1 protein-coding gene is annotated in these 1,318 nt (G+C 48.2%); it reads right to left on the bottom strand.

The features are described 5' to 3' along the window. Positions 1–49: 49 nt before the first annotated feature. Entirely contained in the window at positions 50–1,228 is a 1,179-nt protein-coding gene (locus A3762_RS07720; protein ID WP_068755496.1) for an efflux RND transporter periplasmic adaptor subunit, read from the bottom strand. Positions 1,229–1,318: the final 90 nt, after the last annotated feature.

Genomic DNA, 1,318 nt, shown 5'->3' with positions numbered 1-1,318 from the left:
TCGTAAAACGCAGCACTGACAGAGCTTAAGCGTGATCCAGATTTCTGCATTACTGGGCTCCTACGATCACGGCGTTTTGATCGGCATATCGGACTTTTTGATTCGCCACAATTCTATGCGTAGCTCTGAGCACAACGTTCGGCAAATCATCTTTCGCGAGTCCGCCCCTTACCAAAACGTAGTCGCCTGCAAAGCGATCGATCATCACCGTTTTTCGAGAGATTACAGCGGTTGCATCACCTACAGAATTCGCTTCACCTTCCACTGCAAGCGGCTCAGCAAGATACACTGACCATAAACCGCGACCGTATTCACTCAGTGCCTCTATCGGCAGCCATAAACCAGAGCGCTGACGATCACTACGTAATTGCAGACTCAAGATTTCACCGGGAACTAAACCTCGTTCATCTATATCGGCAACGTGCAGAAACACGTCTGACGCTCGATTGCCCGAAAGACTAAACTTGATGCGATCAACCTTGGCTTCAAACACTCCAGCAGAATGTTCAAGACGAACCGCCTGCCCTTCAGCCAGTTTCTGGGCGACTCGTAAAGGCAAGCTTGCTCGAATCTCTGCCATAGCGCTTTGCTCGACCAAGAGAACTGGCAAGCCAACACTCATTGTTCTGCCGACGTCGCTCAGACGCTCAATCACCACCCCATCAAAAGGCGCCTTGAGTACAGATTTCTGCAATTCCAACTTAATCGATGACAATTGTGCATTCGCGAACGCTAGGTCAGCCTCTGCTGCTTGTCGTTGTCGGATGGCTTCATCTAAAGCCTGAGCAGAAACATTACTATTTGTGCGCAGCCCTTTTGTTCGCTTGAGAGATGACTTAGCAAGATCTAATGAAGCAACCGCCCTATCACGCGTCGCACGCAACTCGGTTTGTCTTGCTTGCAAACGAGCAGTATCAAGCTGCGCGAGAATCTCCCCAGCAACAAAGGCCTCACCTTCTTTCTTTGAAATAGAGACAAGCCGGCTTGCGATATCAAAGCCTAGCTCTACGCGCTGTGCAGCCTCAACACGCGCAACAAACTGCTCATATTCTGGCACGAAAATCTCGCCACCATCACCAAGCGTCTCAACCAAAACGGCTGACACAGCAATGTCATTGCTCGTTGAAGAATGTGTTATTCGACTAACGCCAAGTGCTGCCGAGAGGAAAACAAAAAACACCGAAACAAGAAAAATGGGTGAATGGGTCAACCTTTGAATGGATGGCATTTGCTCCTCACTTAATTCGATTTCTAAAAAAACTAACGGAACTACGAACGAGTCCACACTTTCGGATTTATTTTTTTACACTGTAAATTT

This window comes from Oleiphilus sp. HI0125, from assembly GCF_001635355.1.
The sequence above is the reverse complement of the archived record's forward strand: the minus strand, read 5'-3'. Positions and strand labels throughout refer to the sequence as shown.